Origin of the sequence: Mesorhizobium sp. M0140, assembly GCF_040322475.1 — a bacterium.
In the GTDB taxonomy this organism is placed as follows: Bacteria; Pseudomonadota; Alphaproteobacteria; order Rhizobiales; family Rhizobiaceae; genus Mesorhizobium.
In genome coordinates this window covers 29,742-51,900 of sequence record NZ_JAMYTM010000039.1, presented here as the reverse complement: position 1 = coordinate 51,900, position 22,159 = coordinate 29,742, and the positions used below count along the sequence as shown (strand labels likewise).

The following is a 22,159-nucleotide window of genomic DNA, read 5'->3' as shown; positions in this document are numbered from 1 at the left end:
CCCGGTGGCCGCCGAGGGTGAGCGCAAACCGTATGAGAAGCGCGAAGGACCACGCAAGCCCTACGCACCGCGCGGCGACCGCCCGATGGCCGCCGAAGGCGAGCGCAAGCCCTATGAAAAGCGCGAGGGGCCGCGCAAGCCTTATGCCCCCCGTGGCGATCGCCCGGCTGCGGCGGCAGCGGGCGGCGAAAAGCGTTTCGACCGTCCCAAGCGTGATTTCAGTGACCGCGCGCCGCGCGACGCCGGCGATCGCCCGAAGCGTGACTTCGCCGACCGCCCCAAGCGTGATTTCGGCGAGCGGCCGAAGCGGGATTTCAACGATCGGCCGCAAGGCGCGTCAGGTGGCAGCTTCAAGCCACGCCCGCGTCCCGCCGAGGGCGCGGAAGAGGCAGGCGAGCGCATCGCCAAGCGGCTGGCGCGCGCCGGCCTGGCCTCGCGCCGCGATGCCGAGGAGCTGATCGCCGCCGGCCGCGTCAAGGTCAATGGCCGCGCCCTGACTTCACCGGCCTTCAACGTCATGCCTGATGACATCATCCATCTCGACGGCATGGAAATCCCGCCGATCGAGCGCACCCGGCTGTTCCTGTTCCACAAGCCGGCCGGCGTCGTCACCACCAACCGCGATCCCGAGGGCCGCAAGACCGTCTTCGACGTGCTGCCGGCTGAATTGCCGCGGCTGATGACCATCGGCCGGCTCGACATCAACACCGAAGGCCTGCTGCTGCTCACCAATGATGGCGGCCTCTCGCGCGTGCTCGAACTGCCGGCCACCGGCTGGCTGCGTCGCTACCGGGTGCGCGTCCACGGCAAGGTCGAGGAAAGCGCGCTTGCGGGCCTGCGTGAAGGCATTGCCGTCGACGGCGTGTTCTACGGTGCCATCGAAGCGACGCTCGACCGTGAGCAAGGCACCAATGCTTGGCTGACGATCGGCCTGCGCGAGGGCAAGAACCGCGAAGTCAGGAACATCCTGGGTTCGCTCGGCCTCGACGTTACGCGGCTGATCCGCATCTCCTACGGGCCGTTCCAGCTCGATGACCTCGCCGAGGGCCATGTGCTGGAGATCAAGGGGCGCGTGCTGCGTGACCAACTCGGCGAGCGCCTGGTCGAGGAATCCGGCGCCAATTTCGACGCCGATGTCACCAAGCCGTTTTCCAACAAGCCGGTGCGGCGCACCGAAGTTCGCGAGCCGGAGCCGGAGCCGGAGCGGCCGAAATTCACCCGCGACGGTGAGCGCCGCCCGATCGGGGAGGGCGGTCTGATCAAGAACCGCAAACGCCGCGAAGGCAGCCGCGACGAGGCTCTGGGCAAACTGTCGACAAGTCCCGACAGAAGCGCGGAGAAGAGTTTTGGCGAACGCGGCCCGCGTCCCGAACGCAGCTTCGGCGACAAGCCGCGCGGCAATTTTGGCGACAAACCGCGCGGTGGCTTCGGTGACAAGCCACGCGGCGGTTTCGGCGACAAGCCTCGGGGTGGTGGCAAAAAGTCCGAGCGCGAGCAGCGGCCGATCGAGCCGCCCGGCCAGCGCAAGGCCAATGTCTGGATGGCACCGGGCGCGCGGCCGATCGGCAAGGGCAGGGCCGACGCAGACGCAGCCAAGGCCGCTGAAGCAAAGGCGCGAAAGGCATCGTTCAAGCCGACCTATGGCAAACCGGCCGGTGCCAAGCCGTTCGGCAAGCCGAGAGGCGAACGTCCGGGCGGGGCCGGCGGCGGTGAGCGTCCGCGCAATGGTCCCCGAGGCCCCAAAGCGAGATGAGAATCGTCGGTGGTGAGTTTCGCGGGCGTCCGCTGGCGACGCCCCGTTCGAGCGCCATCCGTCCGACGACCGATCGCACCCGCGAGGCGGTCTTCAACGTGCTGGCGCATCGCTTTGCCGCGCAGTTGGACGGTGCGCGCGTGCTCGACCTGTTCGCCGGCACCGGTGCGCTGGGGCTTGAGGCGCTGTCGCGCGGTGCCTCCTATGGCGTCTTCATCGAGGAATCGGCCGAAGGCCGTGGCCTGATCCGCGACAATGTCGAGGCCTTCGGCCTGACCGGCCGCACCAAGATCTTCCGCCGCGATGCCACCGGCCTGGGCGAAGCGGGCACGCTGGCGCCGTTCGGCCTCGTCTTTGCCGACCCGCCCTATGGCAAGGGTCTTGGCGAGCGCGCCTTGCAGTCGGCGAAAGCCGGCGGCTGGCTTCGCCCCGGCGCGCTGTGCGTGGTCGAAGAGGCGGCAGTGGCGCCGTTCGAGCCTGGTCCCGGCTTTTCGGTGCTGGACGAGCGCAACTATGGCGAGACCGTTATCCGCTTTGTCGAGGCGGTCTGATAGCCTGCATCCTTGGCCGGGCCTCATGGGCCGGCCTCTTTGCCGCCGCCTTTGCCGGCAACATGACCAACAATTAACTTTGCTTGTCGCCAGTACCTTGCCTATCGTCTGCAGACAGAACCGGAGCCATCGATGACATCCAGGATTGAATGGCTGCGCGGAACGCTGTTGGCGACCTCTTTGGCTTTTGTCATGACCAGCCCGGTGCTGGCCGAGAGCCCCGTCTTGCCCAACACGGTTCCGGCCGAGTTCAAGGTCACGGATTTCCTGCTCGACAACGGCATGGAGGTCGTCGTCATTCCCGACCACCGTGCGCCGATCGTCACCCACATGGTCTGGTATAAGATCGGCAGCGCCGACGAGCCGCCCGGCAAATCCGGCATTGCGCATTTCTTCGAGCATCTGATGTTCAAGGCGACGACCAACCATGCGGCCGGCGAGTTCGACCGCGCCATCTCCGATATCGGCGGCTCCAACAACGCCTTCACCTCTTACGACTACACCGCCTTCCACGAAACGGTGGCGCCGTCGGCGCTCGAGCTGATGATGAGCTTCGAGGCCGATCGCATGCGCAATCTCATTCTCACCGACGATGTCATCAAGACCGAGCGCGATGTCATCCTCGAGGAGCGCCGCTCGCGCATCGACAACAGCCCCGAGGCCGTGCTGGACGAGGAGGTCGATGCGACGCTGTGGCAGAACCAGCCCTATCGCATCCCGGTCATCGGCTGGATGCAGGAGATGCAGCAGCTGAACCGCGCCGACGCTGTTGCCTTCTATGACAAATATTACCGGCCCAACAACGCGGTGCTGATCGTCGCCGGCGATGTCGAACCGGACACGGTGCGGGCGCTGGCCGAAAAGACCTATGGCAAGGTGGCACGCGGCCCCGATCTGCCGCCGCGCATCCGTCCGGTCGAGCCGGAGCAGAACACCAAGCGCACGGTGACGCTCGCCGATGCCCGCGTCAGCGTGCCGAGCTTTTCCACCCAATGGGTGGTGCCGTCCTATCACACCGGCAAGCCGGGCGAGGCGGAAGCGCTCGACCTCTTGGCGGAGATCCTTGGCGGCGGCAATCGCAGCCGGCTCTACCAGGCGCTCGTCGTCCAGCAAGGTATCGCATCCAGCGCCGGCGCCTTTTTCCAGGGCACCATGCTCGACGACACCAACTTCACCGTCTATGGCGCGCCGCGCGGGGATGCCAAGATTTCCGACGTCGAAGCGGCGGTCGATGCCGAAGTGGTGCGCATCGTCAAGGACGGCGTCACGCCATCGGAGCTGGAGAAGGCCAAGGACCGCTATGTCAGGTCGATGATTTTTGCCCGCGACAAGCAGGATTCCATGGCCAACATCTACGGCTCGACGCTGGCCACCGGCGGCAATGTGCAGGACGTCCAGCAGTGGACGGACCGCATCCGCAAGGTCACGACAGACGAGGTCAAGGCCGTCGCCGCGCGCTACCTGGTGCTTGCCCGGTCGACCACCGGCTATCTCTTGCCGCAGCAACAGGCGGGGAATTGATTTGATGACGAGCACGAACGCGGTACGCGCATCACTCACCACCCTTTTCCTCTCCATCCTCTTCCTCATCCTGCCGGCACTCACCGCGCGGGCCATGGACATCCAGTCCGTCACCTCGCCGAAGGGCATCACCGCCTGGCTGGTCGAGGACTATTCCGTGCCGGTCGTCGCCATCCGCTTCGTCTTCGGCGGCGGCTCGACGCAGGACCCGCCGGGCAAGGAGGGCTTGGCCAATCTGATGACCGGCCTGTTCGACGAAGGCGCCGGCCCGCTTGACAGTGAAGACTTCCAGATCAAGCTCGACGATGCCGGCGCCGAGATGAGTTTTGATGAAAGCCGCGACGGCATCTACGGCTCGATGCGCATGCTGGCCGAGCAGCGTGACCAGGCGTTCGACCTGTTGCGGCTGGCGGTCAACGAGCCGCGTTTCGACCAGCTGCCGATCGACCGCATTCGCTCCCAGATCCTGTCCGGCATCATCGCCGGCGAGAATGATCCCGACACGGTGGCGCAGAACAAATGGGCGCGCGCCCTCTATGGCGATCATCCCTATTCCCGCTCCGACCAGGGCACCAAGGAAAGCATCGCCGCCATCACGCCCGATGATCTCAAAGCCTTGCACAAAGCGGTGTTCGCCCGCGGCGGCCTGCATGTTGCCGTCGTCGGCGCCATCGACGCGGAGACGCTGAAGAAGAAGCTCGACATGGTGTTCGGCGACCTGCCGCAAAACCAGGCGCTGAGGCCGGTGGCCGATATCGACCCGAAGCTGGCGCAGCATATCGAGGTTGACTACGACCTGCCGCAGACCTCCCTGCAGCTCGCTTTTCCCGGCGTGAAGCGCAAGGCGGCGGATTTCTTCCCCGCCGTGCTGATGAACGAGATCCTCGGCGGCGGCACCTTCACCTCACGCCTGTTCCAGGAAGTGCGCGAGAAGCGCGGGCTGGCCTACAGCGTCAACTCCTCGCTGATCAACCAGGACCACGCCAACGCGCTGATCGTCAGCACCGGCACCCGCTCCGACCGCGCGGCCGAGACGCTGGGGATCGTCCGCGACGTCGTCAATCAGCTGGCCGAAGAAGGCCCGACCGAGGCGGAGCTGGCGGCGACCAAGAAATACATGATCGGCGCCTACGCCATCAACAATCTGGACTCCTCCAGCGCCATCGCCTCGACGCTGGTCGAACTGCAGCTCGACGATCTCGGCATCGACTACATGCAGCGCCGCACCGGTTACATCAACGCGGTGACGCTCGATCAGGTCAAGGCGGCGGCGAAGAAGCTGCTGACCACCGAGCCGACCATCATGGTCATCGGCCCGAAACTGGCCGGAGCCGGCAAGGGATGAGCCTGACTTTCGGCATAGCCTTCGGCGGCGGCGGCGCGCGCGGGCTGGCACATATCCATGTCATCGAGGCGCTGGACGAACTGGGCATCAGACCGGTGGCGATTGCCGGCTCGTCGATCGGCGCCATCATGGGCGCCGGCATGGCATCAGGCATGACCGGCAAGGACATCCACGACTATGCCCGCTCGATCCTCGGCCGCCGCGCCCAAGTGGCGAGCCGCATGTGGCGGGCGCGGCCGGGCACCATCGCCGAAGCCATGCAGGTCCGCGTCAGCCAGTTCAACGTCGAGCGCATCCTGAAAGCCTTTCTGCCCGAAGCCATTCCCGAAACCTTCGGCGAGCTGCAAATCCCGCTGAAGGTGACGGCGACCGATTATTTCGGCCACAAGCTGGCCGTCTTCGAGGATGGCGACCTGCACTCGGCGCTGGCGGCGTCAGCGGCAATACCCGCCGTGTTCCGCCCGGTGATGCGTGACGGCAGGCTGCTGATCGACGGCGGCATCTACAACCCGGTGCCCTTCGACCTGATCGAGAACGATGCCGACATCATCATCGGCGTCGACGTGGTCGGCGCGCCGGAAGAGGCCGACCGCAAGCAGCCGACCTCCGTCGACCTGATGTTCGGCGCCACGCAGCTGATGATGCAGTCGATCATCGCCAACAAGCTAAAGCAATGCCGCCCCGACATCCTGGTCCGCCCGGCAGTGTCGAGATACCGCGTGCTGGATTTCCTGAAGATCGACGCCCTGATGAACGAGACGGTGGATATCAAGGATGAGCTGAAGCGCCAGGTGGAGAGGGTGCTGGAGGCGAGGAATAGCGCCGCCATCAAGAGGAGGCGGGGAAAGCAGGTCGGGTGAGGATGCAGTGGCATCAGCAGGCGGTTTAACCGAGGGTAGTCCGAGCCTGATTCGTCGTAACAAGATTGTTAAGAGTCTAATGCTTTGTACGTGCGCACATTGCTCTCGGAACATGATTTGTCACAAACTCGCGGAAGGCAGCTTCAATTGCGGGATCGCGCACTGCGCCGGCCTCCCCAAGCGTCAGCGAGATTGTGCCAGCGCAGCTGTGTTGCGCGTCGCGCCCCGCGGCTGGCCATTTCTCAAGATGCGTTGCTGTGACCGAATCTCCGCATGCCTTTGCGAGCTGGGTGCAAGCGAGACCGCATCCGTGGTCGAGGATTGCCTCGACGACCTCAGCCCGCGGATTAGCGTGCTTATTGCGCCCGTTCGACACATAGACCTGCGCGGGAGCCACCAGCTTCAACAGCCCTTGTACGAACTCGGCCGACTTTCCTGAGCCGGGCAGTCCACCATGATGCGGATAGACCAGAGCCGATGCGGTAAGCTTCGCGCCCGAGGCGACGACATCATCGAGACCGGTCGCATCGAGGTCGCCCGAGAGCAGCACGCCGACATCCGGAGTACGTTCCACCTTGATCACCGCCGACAGAGTGTTCGCGCTATTCGGCTTGCCGTCCGGCGAACGGCCGCCAACGCCAGACAACGCAAGCGCTTCGGAAGGGGAAACTACTGTCATGGAGATGTCGCCGACCTTCAGCGTACCTGGGACACTAACATTAAGACTTGGAACCGTTCGCATTGCATTGTTGCGGCTGGCGACGCGCACCGCCGCGAGCAGGTCGCGCCACGCGGTCGAGTCCTTGTCAGCGTCAGGATTCAGATACAAATTGCCGACGGTCACCGCACTGCTCGTCAACAAAGCGAGAATGCCGGAGAGGTGATCGGCGTCTGAGTGTGAGATCAGCGCATGTTCGACGTGCGCTATACCGAGCTGATCGAGGGTGTCGAGAATTGCTGAACCAACCGGCGCGTCGATAACGGCGACCATTCCGGCATTCTGCACTATCGCGCAATTGCCGTGCGCCACATCTAGGATCAGCACATCGCTCAAGACAGATCTCGAATATCTTCGACAATCTCATTCACATTGTCGAAGTATATTTCATCCTCGCTCGGTGCGCCAATGTTGACATCACCAAGGAGGTAATCACCTTTCTTAACAGCTTCGCGAACCGCATCGGCAATTTGCCACTTCGGGAGGACGAATGCGTGGTTGCGGTTCCACGACGGCACGACGATTTCGATGTCGCTCGTCCGGACGCCTTCGACGCGCAAAATGACCCGATGGGGCTTCCGGCTATTGACCGGCTGATCGGCGATTTCGAGCCGGACGATCTCGCGCAACCGTGAAACCTCCTCGAAACTGAACCCGTCGCGGCCCTTGATCACGGGCACGCGCGGACGCGCAGCGCGTAATTCAATAAGATCGGGTTCCTGAAATGTCGTGAGCAGCATCGCGGGTCGCTTGCGTTCTATCAGCCGTTCGACGACCTGAAGGCCGGTGAAGGTGGCGTACTGCTTGGCAGTCAGGCGATGATCGCAGATCACGAAACCGGGGTCGGCCTTTTCCACCTCAGCGATAAGCCGGTCAATGTCGCTGCCAAATGGTCCCATGATTGCGATCGGCTCAAAATGCTGTTCGCCCAGCAAATCGATGATCGTGTCGCGCCCATCCGGCTCGTCATCGATTACGGCTACACGGTCATTGAGCGCCAGCATCACATTATCCCAGCAAGACGCGCATTGGTGGTAGCTTGACGGTGAACAGCGCGCCGCCGAATGCCGTAAGTGGGTCGACGTCGATCTTTCCGCCCATATCCGACACAGAATCTTGCACGATCGTCAAACCAAATCCCGTTCCCTCGGCTGAGCTGGTAACTCCGGGCAGAAAGATCTCGGAGACATCAAGATCTTTGATACCGCCGGCGTTGTCCTCGATCATGATCAATACGTCGCCGTCATAAGCAGTCGTGACGTTTATCACGCGATCCGTGGCGTCCGAGCCACGCCGTTGGAAGGCGTTGATCGAATTAGTGATCAGGTTGAGAAGAATGCCCTCGATCAATGCTTCGCTGCCGTTGACGGCGACCTTGCCGGCGCCGAGGTCGACCTTGGGCACAACGTTGAAGTGTTCGAGAATCGGCTCGAGCAATCCCATCAGATTGTTGACACAGTCGTTGATGTTGATGCGCCCAGAACGACGCTTTCCCTTCGCCAACAGCTTGAGCGGGATCGACACGAAAGACTTCAGTTTAGCACTCGATCGCTCAATTCGGCCAACGCGCCGCTCCGCGTCATCGCGTCGCTCCTTCGGGATCATCTTCACGAGAGAGGCGAGATTAGTGTCGAGTAGTTCCAGCGGCCGCCCGATCTCGTGAGCGAACACCGCCGACGTCATACCCGCCGTTGCGAGCGATCGGTATAGCTGCAACTCCTCGCGGAGTACCTTGGTCTCGCGTTCGTTCGCCTTGAATACACGCGCGATCGCAACATCGACTTCCTTACGCTGGGTGACTGGAACGGCCTTGGCCAAAACTGCGTCCAGCGATGCATTTGCCTTCTCGGCGCGCTTGCTTACGTCGGCGCGTTCCGCGCGGCGTTTGGCTTCGCGCTCGCTGACTCTCACCTTTGCCGACCAATCGAGGGCATCGATACAGAATTGACGCAATTCCTGGAAAGCAGCGTTTTCCAAGTATCCGACGCGATCCGTTTTCTGTACGAGCGCGCCGGACACATTCGACACCGAGACGCGTCCGATCGCGCTGTTGGTGCCAGGGCGCAGCTCGGGGCTGCGCACTCGCAACAGGTTCATATCAAGCCAGTCGTTTCCCGGGCCGCCATAGGGCGGCACACGAAGCCCATCTTGGTAAATATGTACGCCGCCGATATGCTTTAGCCACGCACGGACCTCGGGAAGCGTCGAGCTTTTGTTCGAGAAACGCGAGGCCTCGAGAACGAAGTGCCACAGGTCGAAACGTAATGGCGGGGCCGCATACGTTCGCGAACCGGGCGCCGAGTATAGAATGGCACCTTTCCAATCGAGGAGCGAGAAGACGGCCTCTCCATTTGCGAGCAGTTCGCCGACGATCCTAAAATCGGCATCCTTGAAATAGGAGGCCTCGACTTTCGACTGGAGATCCTTGAACTCGGGTGCGTGCAGTTCGGTAGTGAAACCCGGATCGCCAGCAATGATCCCACTGTCATCTGAATCGCGAAATGGATCGGACAGCAGTAACAGGTTCCGCGCCAATTTATTGGCGATACCGAATCCGAACGCCGATCTCAGGCGCCGGATGCGGATCTCGGTACCAGAAGGTTTGTCTGAGACGGCGATCTTGATCGGGATTTCCACATCCTCGACCGCCTCCGCAACGTCGAACGCATCCCAATCGAGTTCAAGCCGCAGTTCAACCCCGGGCTGCTCGCGAGGTCGGGTGATGACGGTAACACGATGCCCCAAACGAAGCGCAGACAAGCGCCCAAGGCCTTTGTCGCCAACCGGGACGCGTTCAAAGCAGCGGGTGAGCGACGCAGCATCCTTGCGCGATCGTCCGACGATCAAGAAGCCTTGCTTTAGGTCGGCTTCGTTCATCCCGACGCCGTCGTCCGCTACGCTAATGTCGCCTCCGGGATCGCCGGTCCGAATTAATTCGACGCAGCACCGCGTAGCATCGGCATCATAGGCGTTCTTGACCAGCTCGATGACGCCTTGGTCCGCATCCGGCACGAGTTCTTCGCCGAGCCGCGAGAGGATCGAAGGGGAAAAGCGCAGTCGCTCACTCATCGGATGCTATCCAGCGCAAACTCTTAATCGCACCCGTCGTCAGATGTCGACATCGCATCAGCTCGTTCAACTGACTATTAGTCTCCGGAGATCGAAGCACGGCGACAAGCGCTTCGCACGCCGCCAGGCCATTTTCGCGCGGCATCGCGACAAGCAAATGGTTCTCGACCGCGACGGCTTCATCACCGACGATTACCGTCGCCACGGCGCGAAACTTGTCGCTCGGGCTCGAAGTGCGCCGGATCGCAACAAACGGAGGAGAAAAAACCCTGCCGGAATAGGCCAGACGGACCGGCGGCATAAACGCCGCATGCCAGGCTGGCGTTGTTTTGGCGCAGATATAGGCTCGGGAAGGGCCGCTCACCGGATCGCGGTGGGGCACGACAGAGCCAACGCGCACTTCGTAGAGGTCGTCTACCGTCGTAAGGACATGTGGTTTGGTTGCCGTCCATAGCGAGCTGGGAGTTTCCGAGCGAGAGAGCAGGGTCGAGAAGACGTCGACATCGGTCCATGAATCGAACCGGCCGTGCACCTCGAACGATCCCGAGTAGCCGAACTTCGATAGGCGAGTGCGGAATCGATTGTAGCGCGATCCGCATCGGAGCACTTCGGGAAGCACGGCGGCAATCGGCACGTCCGGCCGTACCGATGCAACGAGATGATCAAGGAAGATCGCGGCGGCGTTGATCTCGCCTGATGCCCAATCGAGCCTCTTAGGCCAAGTTGTCTTGCCGAACGGCGGGTTGAACAGGATCGCGTCGGCACGCCATAGCAGGTCACGACTTTCAGGCGCCGTCATGTCCTGTGCAACGATTTGTGGAAATGCTTCCAGAGGATCGGTTTGATCCGTGAACCCACCACGCGCCCGCGCCAGCATGCACAGCCGAACCTTGCACAGATCGACTAGGTCCTTGCGAATATCAAAGCCAGCTAGTCGTTCACCCCAGAGCGCTAGTGTTGCCTCTAAATTCGCTCCCAGAGGAAGAATTGCAGCTCGCGCGAGCAGCAGGTCGCCGATTCCGCAGCTTGGATCAAGCACGAGGGAATCCGCATCGAGCATTTCGGCCAGCTGAATCGCCAAGCTCCTCGATATGTCGTCGCTCGAGAAGAAGGCACCAAGCTCACGTCGCGTTTCGATGTCTATTTCACGGCGAAAGGTCGCGTAAGGCACACCGTTCAGCAGTGGGTGTGAGATCGTAACGGGAGACTTATCGCCGATCTCGCCGCTGGCAGTCTTTACTGCACTGGCGATGAACTCGCCGAATTTAATCGCCGGCTCTGGCGTCCTGGACACTTCGCCGAGACAGGGAGTCGACGCTGCGATGTTGGTCATGCCTTAAGAGCCGCCCACTCGAGCTTGACTTGAGTCAGGTCGCTCATCGTCCGAGCAAAGGTGGGGTCTCGCGCATCTGACACGTTGATCTGACCGATCACCCCTTGCGCGCGATAGATTAGCTGCCGGCCAGTATCGCTTCCACCCGCTGCGGTCCAGCTCTCAAGCGCGGCCTTCAGCTTGTCGGTGCGTTGGATCGATGGGCTTGCGCGTACGGCAGCGTCGTCAAGCACGTTCGCGACATCAGAATGAACCTGCGAAAGCGACCGGTCTGCGGCAATTCCGTATTCGGCGATGTAGCGCACCGCCAGCTCGGTCCGCTTCTCGACAGTTTCCCGGCTTCGCTCGATGCGCCCGATGCTTTCCCGCGACATGCCGATCGCTGACGCTAACTGGGCCTGCGATAGCTTCGCCCGCTGCCGCAGATCTTTCATTTCAGGACCAGTCACGTGCGCCTCATCAGCCTATGATGAGGCGCCGCGCCTCTTTTGGCAACTCATATTGTGTCATCACTTCACTAAATTTGGCGAAGCGGGGCGGATCCGCCCCTCAAGGGTCCGATGTCCATTTTTGCGGCCGAACGCCGGAAAGCTGCCGGTCAGCAACCGGCCCCACGGCGGTCATTCGATCCCCGGCCCTAAGGTGCCGCTCATGGCGCGAAGCGCTCGCTGAGGAATAACCGCCTTCGCCCTGAAGCTAAAGCAGCCCTCAGTCCTTCGCGCGCTCCACATAAGCCCCATCGGCCGTCATCACCACCACGCGGGTGCCCGGCGCGATGTGCGGCGGCACCAGGGTGCGCACGCCGTTGGACAGCACGGCCGGCTTGTAGGATGACGAGGCCGTCTGGCCCTTGGTCGTCGGCTCGGTTTCCACCACTTCGAAGGTGGCGCGCTGCGGCAGCACCAGGGAAATAGCAATGCCGTTGAACTGCGACACCTGCACGGCCATGCCTTCCAGCAGGTAAGGCGCCATGTCGCCGACCACGGCTTCCGACACCGCGACCTGGTCGTAGCTTTCCGGGTTCATGAAATGAAAGCCTTCGCCGTCGCGATAGAGGAAGGTATGCTCGCGCTCTTCCACATAGGCGCGCTCCACCTGTTCGGTGGTGCGGTAGCGCTCCGAAACTTTCACCCCGTCGCCGATGCGGCGCATGTCGAGCTGCGTTACAGGCGTGCCCTTGCCTGGGTGGATGTTTTCGGCAAAGAGGATCACATAAAGCTTGCCGTCCTTGTCGACGACGTTGCCTTTGCGGAGCGAACTGGCGATGACTTTCACCACGGTTTTAAATCCTGCAAGAAGAGTTGACTGGCGTTTGCCGGCTTGTGCGGCGCTGGATGGGGGCCTACCGCATCTTGGCCGCCACCGCCAGCCCCCTTCCACCATGATCCGAGCCGCATGACCGAAGCTTCGCCCTGGTGGACGCCTGACGTTCATGCCGACCGCCGCCCGCGGCTGATGCTGCGCAACGGCATCGCCGCCAGCCTGCGCGACTGGTTCGCCGCCCATGATTTCGTCGAGGTGCAGACGGCGGCCCTGCAGGTCTCGCCCGGCAACGAGGCGCATCTGGCGGCTTTCGCCACCGATGCGATCGGGCCGGACGGCGCAAGGGCGCCGCTTTATCTCCACACCTCGCCGGAGTTTGCCTGCAAGAAGTTGCTCGCCGCCGGCGAGCAGCGCATTTTCAGCTTCGGTCCGGTCTATCGCAACCGCGAGCGCGGCCCCTTGCACCATCCCGAATTCACCATGCTCGAATGGTATCGCGTGGGCGAAGCCTATGAGAGCCTGATGCTGGATTGCGCGGCCTTCCTGGCGCTGGCCGCGACAAGGGCAGGGGCTACTCTTTTCTCGTTTCGTGGCCGCGACTGCGATCCGTTCGCCGAGCCGGAACGGCTGACGGTGGCAGATGCCTTCTCTCGCCATGCCGGCATCGATCTGCTGGCCACGGTCGCCGCCGACGGCAGCACCGATCGCGACGCGCTATACGCCGCCTTGATCCGGGCCGGCATGCGTACCGCGCCCGACGACAGCTGGGCCGACCTGTTCAGCCGGGTGATGGTGGAAAAAATCGAGCCATTCCTCGGGCAGGGACGAACGACCATCCTGTGCGAATATCCGGTGGCCGAGGCGGCACTGGCACGGCCGAGCCCACGCGACCCGCGCGTGGCGGAGCGTTTCGAGCTCTATTGCTGCGGCGTCGAGCTCGCCAACGGCTTTGGCGAACTGACCGACGCCAAGGAGCAGCGCCGGCGCTTCATCATCGAGATGGATGAGAAACAGCGCATCTATGGCGAGCGCTATCCGCTCGACGAGGATTTCCTCGCCGCGCTTGCCATCATGCCGCCGGCCAGCGGCATCGCGCTCGGCTTCGACCGGCTCGTCATGCTGGCGACAGGCGCGCAAAAAATCGAGGACGTGATCTGGACGCCTGTTGCCTGAGGCGCGGAAAGATCTGGCCTATTCGATTCCAGGGATCAAGACTGGACCGTGACCCCGAACCAAGAGACCACATGATCGGTACTGGATTTCAAGGTCAATCGGAAGATCTACAGTGGCTGCTTCTGAAACGGTCGAAATCGCCATTGTCGGCGCCGGAGTTGTCGGGCTGGCGACGGCACTTCGCCTTGTCGCGGACGGCCGCGAAGTCCTGCTCATCGATCCGAACGAGCCGGGCTCCGGCGCGTCATCAGGCAATGCCGGAACGATCGCCGAATATGCCTGCATGCCGGTCGGCACTCCTGCGGTGCTGCGGGCGTTGCCAAAGCTGCTGCTTGATCCCGACAGCCCGTTTTCGCTGCGCTGGCCGGCGCTGCTGCAGCTGGCGCCATGGCTCGTTCGGTTCATGCGGCAATCGCTGCCGGCGGCCACCCGGGCCAATGCGCTGGCGCTCGCCGGACTGCTGGCCGACGCCCTCCCGGCCTGGGAAGACATGGCCGGGGAGGCCGGCCTGGAGGACCAGCTGCGCCGCAATGGCTGTCTTTACCTCTATCGCCGCGAGAGCGATTTTGCCGCTGGCGCCAGCGGCCGGGCAATGCGCGCTGGGTTTGGCATCCGCCAAGAGGTGCTGACTCCCGAAGAGGTGGCGGCGCTTGAGCCGGGCCTGCCGGCGACAGCAGCGCATGGCGTGTATTTTCCCGACTCGATCAATGTCACCGATCCGGCAATGGTGATGCGGCGGTTGCTGGGCGCGGTGAGTGCCCGTGGTGCATCGGTGAAGCAGGCTGAGATCACCGGACTGCAGGTCGAGGCTGACGGTGTCCAGCTCAGCGGACCCGGCGTTCGCATCAAGGCTGGCACGGTGGTGATCGCCGCCGGTGCACGGTCGCGCGCACTGGCCGCGCAGGCCGGCGACAGGATTCCGCTCGAGACCGAGCGCGGCTATCATCTCGAATTCCACACCGACGCGCCGCTGCTCAACCGACCTGTCTGTCCCGTCGATCTTGGTTTCTACCTGACGCCGATGGCTGGCCGCTTGCGGGTCGCCGGCACCGTCGAACTCGGCGGCCTGGTCGCGCCGCCAAATCCGCGCCGGCTGGCACTGCTTGACCGTGGCGCCAGGCAAATTTTTCCCGGGCTCGGCTCGCCTGCCTCGCAATGGCTCGGCTTCCGGCCGTCCCTGCCGGATTCCAGGCCGGTCATCGGCGCTTCGCGCGGCAGCTCCCGCGTAATTCATGCTTTCGGGCACGGCCATCTCGGCCTGACGCTGGCTCCGATCACCGCGCGGCTGGTCGCCGACTTGATCGGCGGACGCGGCGGTCCGGCTCGGCTCGCACCTTTCGCGGCGGGCCGTTTCGGCCGTTGATCGACGGATGCCCCCGATCTGAGCTAGTGCGCGAAAACCTGCTCCAGCGAGCGAAAACCCTTGAATTCCAGGGCATTGCCCGAGGGGTCGCGGATGAAAAGCGTTGCCTGTTCGCCGGGCTCGCCCTTGAAACGCACCATCGGCCGTTCCAGCCAGTCGATGTCGTCACGCGCCTCCAGCCGCGTCGCCAGGCGCTGCCAGTCGTCCATCAAGAGCACGGCGCCGAAATGCGGGATCGGCACGACAATGCCGTCGACCTTGCCGTCACTGGGGGCCTGTGCGGCCTGCGGACGCAGATGCGCCGACATCTGGTGGCCGTAAAGGTCGAAATCGACCCAGGTCGCCGATGAACGGCCGATCGCACAGCCCAGCACCTCGCCATAGAAAACGCGGGTTTCATCGAGATCACGGACCGGGAAGGCGAGATGGAAAGGCGTCATCGAAATGCTCCGTGCAAGCTGCGAACCGATTTTGCGTCACAGGGTTCGCGGTTTTGAACCGCCCACCCTGCATTTTGATTGAAGCCTATGCCATTGCACAAGCCGGACCGGAACAATAGATGGGTGGGCAACGGCCGCACACCGGCCGCACCAGCAGGATTTCAGGCATGACCGATATATCAGACGCAGCAAAATTGACCGACCGCGTCGCGGCCTTGGTCGAGGCTGCCAAGAAGGCCGGCGCCGATGCCGCCGACGCCGTGGCCGTGCGCGGCCGCTCGACCGGCGTGTCGGTGCGTCTCGGCAAAGTCGAGGCTACCGAAGCCTCCGAGAGCGAGGATGTCGCGCTGCGTGTTTTCGTCGGCGGCCGCGTGGCGAGTGTCTCGGCGACAGCGGCGTCCGACCCGAAAACGCTGGCCGAACGCGCTGTTTCCATGGCGAGAGTCTCGCCTGAGGATCCCTATCAGGGGTTGGCCGACCCGGCATTGCTGGCCAAACAGACACGCGATCTCGATCTGTTCGACGCCACCGTGGTGTCCGCCGACCAGTTGAAGGAAGCCGCATTGGCGGCGGAGGCGGCAGCGCTTGGCGTCAAGGGCGTGACCAATTCGGCCGGCGCCAGCGCCGGTGCCGGCCTCGGCGGCCTGGTGCTGGCCACCTCGCACGGCTTCCTCGGCCATTATGTCGGCTCGCGTTTCTCGCGCTCGGCCAGCGTCATCGCCGGTGAGGGCACCGGCATGGAGCGCGACTATGAATTCTCCTCGCGCCAGCACTTTGCCGATCTCGATGCGCCCGAGGACATCGGCCGCAAGGCCGGTGAACGCGCGGTGCGCCGCATCGGCGCGCGCAAGGCAGCGACCGGGCCGGTCGACGTGGTGTTCGACCCGCGCGTCGCGCGCGGCATCGCCGGCCATCTTGCTGGCGCCATCAACGGCGCCTCGGTGGCGCGCAAGACCTCGTTCCTGCGTGACATGATGGGCAGGCAGGTGGCCGCGTCCGCCATCACCGTCACCGATGAGCCGCTCAGGCGGCGTGGCCAGGCCTCGCGGCCGTTCGACGGCGAGGGCGTCGAGGGCGAAAAGCTGTTGATGGTCGAGAAAGGCGTGCTCAACCACTGGTTCCTGTCGACCTCGGCTGCAAGGGAACTGGGCCTCGTCACCAACGGCCGCGGCGCGCGCGGCGGCTCCTCCGTGACGCCATCCTCCACCAATCTCGCCATCGAACCGGGCGAGCGGTCGCCGGAAGAGCTGATCAAATCGCTCAGGACCGGCTTCTACGTCACCGAAGTGTTCGGCCAGGGCGTCGACATGGTCACCGGCGAATACAGCCGTGGCGCCTCGGGCTTCTGGATCGAGAATGGCGAACTGGCCTATCCGGTCGCCGAGGTCACCATCGCCTCGAACCTGAAGACGATGTTCCTCAACATGGTGCCGGCCGATGACCTCGACCGCAATTTCGGCACCGCCGCCCCGACGCTCCTGATCGAAGGCATGACCCTTGCCGGAGCATGACCTGACCATAGCCGGGGCCATCTCCGGCGCCTCTGGGGACTTGCCGCTGCTGCGCGATGCTGCCCGCGAGGCGGGGCTCATCGCCATGCGCTACTTCGGCAACAGCCCGCAAGTCTGGATGAAGGGCGGCACATCGCCGGTCAGCGAGGCCGACCATGCCGCCGACGCCTATCTGCGCGAAACGCTGCTGGCGGCGCGGCCGGACTATGGCTGGCTGTCGGAAGAGACGGTCGACGATCCGGTCCGGCTTTCGGCACGCCGCACCTTCGTCGTCGACCCGATCGACGGCACGCGCGGTTTTCTGGAAGGCCAGCGCACCTGGTGCGTCAGCGTCGCCGTCGTCGAGCGTGGCCGTACGCTGGCCGGCGTGCTGGAATGCCCGGCGATGGAGGAGACCTATTGGGCGCTGCCCGGCCAGGGCGCCTTCCGCAACGGCAAGCGCATTGCGGTTCGCAAGCTGGCGGAAACAGCCGAGATTTCCGGGCTGAAGCAGTTGACCGACCTGATGCCGGCCGAATGGCAGGCGCGGCTGAAGCGAGCGCCCTACAGCCCTTCGCTGGCTTATCGGCTGGCGATGATCGCCAATGGCGCGCTGGATGCCACTTTCGTCAAGCCGAATGCGCATGACTGGGATATTGCGGCGGCCGACCTCATCCTGCGCGAGGCCGGCGGCCAGCTGCTCGACCAGCACGGTCGCGCTCCGCTCTATGCCGGCGAGGTGACCCGTCACGGCGCCCTTGCTGCCGGCAGCGGTGAATTGCTGGCCGTGCTCGCTGGCGTCATCGCCGGCCTGGACGCGTGAAGGCGTTTTCCCCGGCGAGATGAATTCATCTCGCCCTAAAGGTTCCAAAGTTGGCGGCTTTGGTCTAGACCTGTGACAAACTCACGATATGTGAAGGACCGACATGGCCGCGGAAGACGGAAAGAAACAGCTTTTGCATCTGGTGTTCGGTGGCGAACTCAAGAAGCTTGGCGGCACCGAATTCCGCGATCTCGAGGGCCTCGATATCGTCGGCATCTATCCCGACTATCAATCCGCGCACACGGCGTGGAAAGCCAAGGCGCAAGCCAGCGTGGACAACGCCCACATGCGTTACTTCGTCGTTCATCTGCACCGGCTGCTGGACCCCGACAACAAGGTTGCCGGTTGACTTCGATGGAGCATGACCTGGCGAAAGGGCCAGCAAGCGATGCCGCGCCCACGGGCAGGGGACGCAGCCGCACGACCAAGGCCTTCTGGCGCAAGATTCGCCAACCGCTGGCGCAGTCGCGATTCGTCAAGAACGCCATCGCCAGCCTGTTCGCTCAGTTCGTGCGCTTCGTGCGCCTTACCAATCGCGTCGTCGAGGGATCGGCACGGTTTTCGGGCGGTGCCTATACCGAGTTCGAGCCTGGCATCATCGCCTTGTGGCACGGCCAGCATCTGCTGACGCCGGCCTATTACCCCAAGCGCAAGCCGCTGGTCGCCATGGTTTCGCGCAGCGCCGATGCAGAGCTCAACGCTTTGATGCTGGAAAAATTCGGCATCGAGGCGGTGCGCGGCTCCGGCGGGCGGGAGAATGCCAGGCACCTCGACAAGGGTGGGGCAAAAGCGCTTATCGCCCTGAAAAAGTCGCTCGCCGTCGGCAAGAACGTCGCCATGATCGCAGATATTCCGCACGGCACGCCGCGAGACGCAGGGCTTGGCATCGTTCTCCTGGCGCGCCTCTCGGGCCGGCCGCTTGTGCCTGTCGCCATCACCACCAGCCGTCGCAAGGTGCTGGAGAAGAGCTGGGACAGGACCACCATCAACCTGCCGTTCGGCCGTTCGTCGATCGTCATCGGCCAGCCGATCTTCGTGGCGGCCGGCGCCGATGACGCCGAAATGGAGCGCAAGCGCCAGGAAGTGACGACCGCGCTCAATGCCGCGACCGCCGAGGCCTACCGTCTCGTGGATGCCCCGCGATGAGCGGCCGCTGGGCGCGAGCCATGCTGTCGGCATACCGTTTCGCGGGTGCGGCCGCCTATCCGCTGGTCGGGCCCTATGTGGCCTGGCGCACCTCACGCGGCAAGGAAGACCGCTACCGCCGCCGCGAGCGCTATGGCGTCGCCGGCCGCGCGCGCCCCGACGGGCCGGTGATCTGGATCCATGCCGCGAGCGTCGGCGAGACCATCGCCGTCGTGCCGCTGGTCGAAAGCATTCTCGACTACGGCGTCAACATCGTGCTGACGACCGGCACGGTCACCTCGGCGCAGGTCGCCGATGAGCGTCTCGGTGACCGGATCATCCACCAATACGTACCGCTCGATCTCAAGCCGGCGGTCAGCCGGTTCCTCGATCACTGGCAGCCGGATCTGGCGATCATCGCCGAATCCGAAATCTGGCCGATGACCATCCTCGAGCTTGGCGCGCGCCGCGTGCCGCAGGTGCTGGTCAATGGCAGGCTGTCCGACCGCTCGTTCAAGTCGTGGAAGAAACGGGCCAACATCGCCGAGGCGTTGTTCGAGAACCTGGCTCACGTCGTGGCGCAGTCGGATGTCGATGGCGAGCGGTTTCTGGCGCTCGGCGCCCGGCCGGTCACCGTATCGGGCAATCTCAAGGTCGATACCTCGCCGCCGCCCGTCGACGAACGGGCGCTGGCGACGCTGCGGCGGCAGATAGGCACGCGCCCGACCTGGGCGGCGATCTCGACACATGACGGCGAGGAAGTGGTCGCGGCTGAAGTCCACGCGACGCTGCACAAACGCCATCATGGTCTCCTGACGATCGTCGTTCCGCGTCATCCCGATCGCGGCGAGGCGCTTGCGGCGCAGATTTCCGGCATGGGCCTGAAGGTCGCGCGGCGCAGCAAGGGCGACAGGATAGCTGCCGACACGGATATATTGCTCGGCGACACGATCGGCGAGATGGGGCTCTATCTCCGGCTGACCGAAATCGCCTTCGTCGGCCGCTCGCTGACCTCCGAGGGTGGCCAGAACCCGCTGGAACCGGCCATGCTCGACACCGCGGTTCTCGCCGGGCGCAATGTGCAGAATTTTCGCGAGGCCTACCAGCGTCTGCTCGACAGCGGCGGCGCCAAGCTGGTGCGCGATCGCGACATGCTGGCCGGCGCCGTCAATTTCCTCCTGACCAACGAAGTGGCGCGCCACGAGATGATGGCGGCGGGTGTGGCGACCGTCGACGAGATGCGTGGCGCGCTGGCGCGCACGCTGAAATCGCTTGAGCCCTACATCCAGCCGTTGGTCGTCAAGTCGCGCCTGAAGGGCGCGAACGGTCGCTAGCGTGGCCTCCGAAGCACCACCATTCTGGTGGGAAGAGCCGGACTGGCGGGTCCTGGCATTGTCGCCGCTATCGGCCATCTATGCGGCCGCCGCCGGCCGCGGCATGCGGCGGGCCAAGCGCGAGAAGATCGAGGCACCCGTTCTGTGCATCGGCAATTTCACGGTTGGCGGCACCGGCAAGACACCGGTGGCCATCGCGCTCGCCGAGCAGGCGAAGCGAATGCATCTGAAACCAGGCTTCCTGTCGCGCGGCCATGGCGGCTCGTTCGCCGAGCCTCACGTGGTCGATATCGACCATGACAGTGCCAGGCATGTCGGTGACGAACCGCTGCTGCTCGCCGAACACGCGCCGGTGGCGGTGACGCCGAACCGTGCCGCCGGCGCCCGGCTGCTGCTGGAACGGCATGGCTGCGATTTCCTGATCATGGATGATGGCTTCCAGAGCGCCCGCATCCACATCGACTACGCGCTGGTCGTCGTCGACGCGCGCTATGGGATCGGCAATGGCCGCGTCATTCCGGGCGGGCCGCTCAGGGCCAAAATCGTCGACCAGTTGGTCTTCACCAGCGGGCTGTTGAAAATGGGCGAGGGCACTGCCGCCGACAGCGTGGTCCGCCAGGCGGCACGCGCCGGCCGGCCGATCTTCGAGGCCCATACAGAGCCAAGCGGCAAGGCAGGGCTTGCCGGCAAGCGGTTCCTCGCCTTCGCCGGTATCGGCCATCCCGAGAAATTCTTCGACACGGTGCGCCAAGCCGGCGGCGAACTGGCGTTGACGCGGCCGTTTCCGGACCATCATTTCTATGCCGAGGACGAACTTGCCGAGTTGGTGGCGACCGCACGCGCCGAAGGGCTGGTGCTCATCACCACCGCCAAGGACGCCGCCCGACTGCGCCACGGCGCCTCACAGGACTTTCTCGACCGGCTCGAGGTGCTGGAGATCGACACTGTCTTCGAACTCGATCACGTTCCCGAGCGCATCATCGACGAGACGCTCGATGCCTGGCGCCAGCGCAAGCTGAAGGGTTAACCGCGTTTACGCAGCTCCGGATGCATCTCGATTTCGCGGCGCAGCGAGGCGGTGGCGCTGATGTAGGGCTCCTGCCTGGCGACGCTCCAGTATTTCAACTCGTCGAGCGGAATGCTTTCGCCTGTCACCGCGCAACGCACGAACGCGCCGGGACTGGTAACCTGGAAGTCGCCATCCAGATAGCGGATGCGGGCTTCCTTGCCGCCGGGGCCTTCGAAACGGTTCATCATGCGGGGACGCCAGGGTTCATGAGGATTTCATCGCCATAAATTCCCGGCGAGGTCAAGCATGCGACAAGCCTGAGACAATGCTGAACGCTTATTGTGAGGCGGAAAAATGGTGTTGGTGGGCCGCAATGGACATTTCCTCCACTCGTCTTCCCGCCTTGCTCAGGGAAGTGATGACGCCGCAGGCCGTGCCCTCGGGGCAGGCTGATCCAGTCATGACGGCACTGGTCAAGGCGCTGGTCCAACCGCCGGCGCCGTCTCTGCTCGCACAACAGACAGCGCCAGCGCTGTTGACTTTGCCGGCCGCGCCAATGGCCGTCAAATCGCAGCAGATCGCATCGGCTGGCATCGTCGATGCCTATCTTGCCCAACTTGAGACGGGCGAAGAGGCGGCGTTGGCAACGATCGCGGCGAGAAAGGCAAAACCCGAAGCCGAAACGCCGCGAGCCTTCTTGCCGCCTTCGACAACGGCCAATGATAATGCTCCTGCCAGGGTTGCGGGGCTGTCATTGCTGTCGCTTATCCCGCCGCAGGCTCCAGTCCCGCGCAACGCTGCCGCTTTGGGTGCATTGGCGGGCAGGCACAGGCCGGCCAATCAATCCCATGGTGCGGCGCCGAACCCTGAGCACTTGCTGGTGAAGGTCGGCTTTGTTTCGATAGTGGCCGGTTTGCTGGGAACCGTGATCCTTGGGTTCGTTCTGTTGTTGCTTCGCTGAGCTTCGAATCGGCTGGTTCTCGATATAT

General features: G+C 63.8%; 22 protein-coding genes. 14 read left to right on the top strand and 8 right to left on the bottom strand.

Going from position 1 to position 22,159, the window contains the following annotated elements; all coding sequences use genetic code 11:
• From NKJ37_RS28065 to NKJ37_RS28045, 5 genes are all read left to right on the top strand, one after another.
• A partial coding sequence (locus tag NKJ37_RS28065) for a pseudouridine synthase (RefSeq protein WP_502902025.1) occupies positions 1-1,753 on the top strand: 1,753 nt, incomplete at its 5' end.
• Entirely contained in the window at positions 1,750-2,304 is a 555-nt protein-coding gene (rsmD, locus tag NKJ37_RS28060; protein WP_023813546.1) for a 16S rRNA (guanine(966)-N(2))-methyltransferase RsmD, read from the top strand. The genes NKJ37_RS28065 and rsmD, both read left to right, overlap by 4 nt.
• 132 nt (positions 2,305-2,436) lie before the next feature.
• Positions 2,437-3,825: a M16 family metallopeptidase gene (locus NKJ37_RS28055; protein WP_352442467.1), complete on the top strand. Its 1,389-nt coding sequence runs from the start codon at positions 2,437-2,439 to the stop codon at positions 3,823-3,825.
• Positions 3,826-3,829: 4 nt separating this feature from the next.
• Entirely contained in the window at positions 3,830-5,170 is a 1,341-nt protein-coding gene (locus tag NKJ37_RS28050; protein ID WP_352775939.1) for a M16 family metallopeptidase, read from the top strand.
• Positions 5,167-6,030, top strand: a complete 864-nt coding sequence (locus NKJ37_RS28045) for a patatin-like phospholipase family protein (RefSeq protein ID WP_352775936.1) — start codon at positions 5,167-5,169, stop codon at positions 6,028-6,030. The genes NKJ37_RS28050 and NKJ37_RS28045 overlap by 4 nt, the downstream gene beginning before the upstream one ends.
• A gap of 76 nt (positions 6,031-6,106) precedes the next feature.
• Here NKJ37_RS28045 and NKJ37_RS28040 read toward each other — a convergent pair whose 3' ends face one another.
• The 6 genes from NKJ37_RS28040 to efp form a co-directional block, all read right to left on the bottom strand.
• Complete coding sequence (locus NKJ37_RS28040) at positions 6,107-7,084, bottom strand: ComEC/Rec2 family competence protein (RefSeq protein ID WP_352775933.1); 978 nt, start codon at positions 7,082-7,084, stop codon at positions 6,107-6,109.
• The gene (locus tag NKJ37_RS28035; protein WP_352775930.1) at positions 7,081-7,752 is read right to left on the bottom strand and encodes an ANTAR domain-containing protein; all 672 of its coding nucleotides are present in this window, start codon (positions 7,750-7,752) and stop codon (positions 7,081-7,083) included. Before NKJ37_RS28035 ends, NKJ37_RS28040 begins: the two co-directional genes overlap by 4 nt.
• Before the next feature lie 4 nt (positions 7,753-7,756).
• Positions 7,757-9,817, bottom strand: a complete 2,061-nt coding sequence (locus tag NKJ37_RS28030; protein WP_352775927.1) for a sensor histidine kinase — start codon at positions 9,815-9,817, stop codon at positions 7,757-7,759.
• Positions 9,810-11,150, bottom strand: coding sequence for an N-6 DNA methylase (locus NKJ37_RS28025; RefSeq protein WP_352775924.1), 1,341 nt, complete (start codon positions 11,148-11,150; stop codon positions 9,810-9,812). Before NKJ37_RS28025 ends, NKJ37_RS28030 begins: the two co-directional genes overlap by 8 nt.
• Positions 11,147-11,599 (bottom strand): helix-turn-helix transcriptional regulator, encoded by a 453-nt coding sequence (locus tag NKJ37_RS28020; RefSeq protein WP_352775922.1) that lies wholly within the window; start codon positions 11,597-11,599, stop codon positions 11,147-11,149. The genes NKJ37_RS28025 and NKJ37_RS28020 overlap by 4 nt, the downstream gene beginning before the upstream one ends.
• Positions 11,600-11,858: 259 nt before the next feature.
• Positions 11,859-12,428 (bottom strand): elongation factor P, encoded by a 570-nt coding sequence (efp, locus tag NKJ37_RS28015; RefSeq protein WP_027038615.1) that lies wholly within the window; start codon positions 12,426-12,428, stop codon positions 11,859-11,861.
• A gap of 117 nt (positions 12,429-12,545) precedes the next feature.
• Between efp and epmA the strand changes: the two genes are divergently transcribed.
• Entirely contained in the window at positions 12,546-13,586 is a 1,041-nt protein-coding gene (epmA, locus tag NKJ37_RS28010) for an EF-P lysine aminoacylase EpmA (RefSeq protein WP_352629706.1), read from the top strand.
• Between the two features lie 112 nt (positions 13,587-13,698).
• The gene (locus NKJ37_RS28005; RefSeq protein WP_352629708.1) at positions 13,699-14,949 is read left to right on the top strand and encodes an NAD(P)/FAD-dependent oxidoreductase; all 1,251 of its coding nucleotides are present in this window, start codon (positions 13,699-13,701) and stop codon (positions 14,947-14,949) included.
• A 23-nt stretch (positions 14,950-14,972) separates the two neighbouring features.
• Here NKJ37_RS28005 and NKJ37_RS28000 read toward each other — a convergent pair whose 3' ends face one another.
• Positions 14,973-15,389 carry a VOC family protein gene (locus NKJ37_RS28000; RefSeq protein ID WP_013532348.1) on the bottom strand — a complete coding sequence of 139 codons (417 nt, stop codon included), beginning with the start codon at positions 15,387-15,389 and terminating at the stop codon, positions 14,973-14,975.
• A gap of 167 nt (positions 15,390-15,556) precedes the next feature.
• On the opposite strand from NKJ37_RS28000, the gene NKJ37_RS27995 reads away from it, so the two are divergent.
• The 6 genes from NKJ37_RS27995 to lpxK all read left to right on the top strand — a co-directional run bounded on the left by NKJ37_RS27995 (position 15,557) and on the right by lpxK (position 21,188).
• The gene (locus NKJ37_RS27995) at positions 15,557-16,900 is read left to right on the top strand and encodes a TldD/PmbA family protein (protein WP_352775919.1); all 1,344 of its coding nucleotides are present in this window, start codon (positions 15,557-15,559) and stop codon (positions 16,898-16,900) included.
• Positions 16,887-17,702, top strand: coding sequence for a 3'(2'),5'-bisphosphate nucleotidase CysQ (locus tag NKJ37_RS27990; protein ID WP_352583473.1), 816 nt, complete (start codon positions 16,887-16,889; stop codon positions 17,700-17,702). The genes NKJ37_RS27995 and NKJ37_RS27990 overlap by 14 nt, the downstream gene beginning before the upstream one ends.
• A gap of 103 nt (positions 17,703-17,805) precedes the next feature.
• Entirely contained in the window at positions 17,806-18,051 is a 246-nt protein-coding gene (locus NKJ37_RS27985; RefSeq protein WP_027038609.1) for a DUF4170 domain-containing protein, read from the top strand.
• A gap of 5 nt (positions 18,052-18,056) precedes the next feature.
• Positions 18,057-18,848, top strand: a complete 792-nt coding sequence (locus tag NKJ37_RS27980; protein ID WP_352775914.1) for a lysophospholipid acyltransferase family protein — start codon at positions 18,057-18,059, stop codon at positions 18,846-18,848.
• A complete protein-coding gene (gene waaA / locus NKJ37_RS27975) occupies positions 18,845-20,161 on the top strand; it encodes a lipid IV(A) 3-deoxy-D-manno-octulosonic acid transferase (protein WP_027038607.1) in 1,317 nt (438 codons plus the stop codon). Before NKJ37_RS27980 ends, waaA begins: the two co-directional genes overlap by 4 nt.
• 1 nt (position 20,162) lies before the next feature.
• Positions 20,163-21,188 (top strand): tetraacyldisaccharide 4'-kinase, encoded by a 1,026-nt coding sequence (lpxK, locus tag NKJ37_RS27970; RefSeq protein ID WP_352775911.1) that lies wholly within the window; start codon positions 20,163-20,165, stop codon positions 21,186-21,188.
• On the opposite strand, the gene NKJ37_RS27965 is transcribed toward lpxK, so the two are convergent.
• The gene (locus NKJ37_RS27965) at positions 21,185-21,418 is read right to left on the bottom strand and encodes a DUF2093 domain-containing protein (RefSeq protein WP_031213688.1); all 234 of its coding nucleotides are present in this window, start codon (positions 21,416-21,418) and stop codon (positions 21,185-21,187) included. The genes lpxK and NKJ37_RS27965 overlap by 4 nt on opposite strands.
• A 125-nt stretch (positions 21,419-21,543) precedes the next feature.
• Here NKJ37_RS27965 and NKJ37_RS27960 point away from each other — a divergent pair, with 125 nt between their 5' ends.
• Positions 21,544-22,131 carry a hypothetical protein gene (locus tag NKJ37_RS27960; RefSeq protein ID WP_128308912.1) on the top strand — a complete coding sequence of 196 codons (588 nt, stop codon included), beginning with the start codon at positions 21,544-21,546 and terminating at the stop codon, positions 22,129-22,131.
• Positions 22,132-22,159 lie beyond the last annotated feature (28 nt).

Coding starts and splice junctions, on each gene's coding strand:
- NKJ37_RS27995 (WP_352775919.1), top strand. CDS start 15,557: ATGACCGATATATCAGACGCAGCAAAATTGACCGACCGCGTCGCGGCC.
- NKJ37_RS28035 (WP_352775930.1), bottom strand. CDS start 7,752: ATGCTGGCGCTCAATGACCGTGTAGCCGTAATCGATGACGAGCCGGAT.
- NKJ37_RS28030 (WP_352775927.1), bottom strand. CDS start 9,817: ATGAGTGAGCGACTGCGCTTTTCCCCTTCGATCCTCTCGCGGCTCGGC.
- NKJ37_RS28025 (WP_352775924.1), bottom strand. CDS start 11,150: ATGACCAACATCGCAGCGTCGACTCCCTGTCTCGGCGAAGTGTCCAGG.
- NKJ37_RS28050 (WP_352775939.1), top strand. CDS start 3,830: ATGACGAGCACGAACGCGGTACGCGCATCACTCACCACCCTTTTCCTC.
- epmA (WP_352629706.1), top strand. CDS start 12,546: ATGACCGAAGCTTCGCCCTGGTGGACGCCTGACGTTCATGCCGACCGC.
- NKJ37_RS28045 (WP_352775936.1), top strand. CDS start 5,167: ATGAGCCTGACTTTCGGCATAGCCTTCGGCGGCGGCGGCGCGCGCGGG.
- waaA (WP_027038607.1), top strand. CDS start 18,845: ATGAGCGGCCGCTGGGCGCGAGCCATGCTGTCGGCATACCGTTTCGCG.
- NKJ37_RS28055 (WP_352442467.1), top strand. CDS start 2,437: ATGACATCCAGGATTGAATGGCTGCGCGGAACGCTGTTGGCGACCTCT.
- NKJ37_RS28000 (WP_013532348.1), bottom strand. CDS start 15,389: ATGACGCCTTTCCATCTCGCCTTCCCGGTCCGTGATCTCGATGAAACC.
- NKJ37_RS27985 (WP_027038609.1), top strand. CDS start 17,806: ATGGCCGCGGAAGACGGAAAGAAACAGCTTTTGCATCTGGTGTTCGGT.
- NKJ37_RS27965 (WP_031213688.1), bottom strand. CDS start 21,418: ATGATGAACCGTTTCGAAGGCCCCGGCGGCAAGGAAGCCCGCATCCGC.
- NKJ37_RS27980 (WP_352775914.1), top strand. CDS start 18,057: ATGGAGCATGACCTGGCGAAAGGGCCAGCAAGCGATGCCGCGCCCACG.
- rsmD (WP_023813546.1), top strand. CDS start 1,750: ATGAGAATCGTCGGTGGTGAGTTTCGCGGGCGTCCGCTGGCGACGCCC.
- NKJ37_RS27960 (WP_128308912.1), top strand. CDS start 21,544: ATGGACATTTCCTCCACTCGTCTTCCCGCCTTGCTCAGGGAAGTGATG.